The sequence below is a fragment of the Micromonospora endophytica genome (genome assembly GCF_003236305.1).
Lineage (GTDB): Bacteria > Actinomycetota > Actinomycetes > Mycobacteriales > Micromonosporaceae > Micromonospora > Micromonospora endophytica.
In genome coordinates this window covers 1-547 of the sequence record NZ_POTX01000517.1, presented here as the reverse complement: position 1 = coordinate 547, position 547 = coordinate 1, and the positions used below count along the sequence as shown (strand labels likewise).

Sequence of the window (547 nt, the reverse complement as noted above, 5' to 3'; positions counted from 1 at the left end):
GGCCGCCGGTGCGTCGGGTCGACGGCGGGTACGGCGACCGGAATCTGGTCTGCTCGTGTCCGGCGCCGCAGGCGTACGAGAGCTGACCTGCGGCGCCGCGCCGACCTGGGCACCGCCCGCACCGGCGGTGGGGCTAGCCTGGGTCGGCGCGGGAAAGGTCGTGACGGTTGGTGATCGTCTCAGGCGGCGAGGGCGTGTCGGGCGGGACCGCGGTGCGGTGCGATGCTGCTGCCGTCGGGCAGCAGCTCACCGGTGTCCTCGAAGACGATGACCCCGTTGCAGAGCAGGCTCCAGCCCTGCTCAGGGAAGCAGGCGATGACCCTGGCTGCTTCCCGGTCGGTGGCTTCGGCGGAGGGGCAGGTGGGTTGGTGCTGGCACATCGGGTTCTCCGGACTGTGGGGGCACTGTGTCATGGTTCACATGACCAGTGACGCACAGTACCAAGCCGAAGCGCGCCACATCGACCAGGTGTGGGCGTGGTGCGTGGGAAATCCACTGAACGGATGAGCGGATACCGCCCGGACGTCGTGGAAGCGCTCCCACAGAT

At 69.3% G+C, this 547-nt stretch carries 1 protein-coding gene; it reads right to left on the bottom strand.

Annotated features, from left to right (window positions below):
* Positions 1–179 precede the first annotated feature (179 nt).
* Positions 180–380, bottom strand: coding sequence for a DUF5999 family protein (locus C1I93_RS30860; RefSeq protein ID WP_111220134.1), 201 nt, complete (start codon positions 378–380; stop codon positions 180–182).
* Between the last annotated feature and the right edge of the window lie 167 nt (positions 381–547).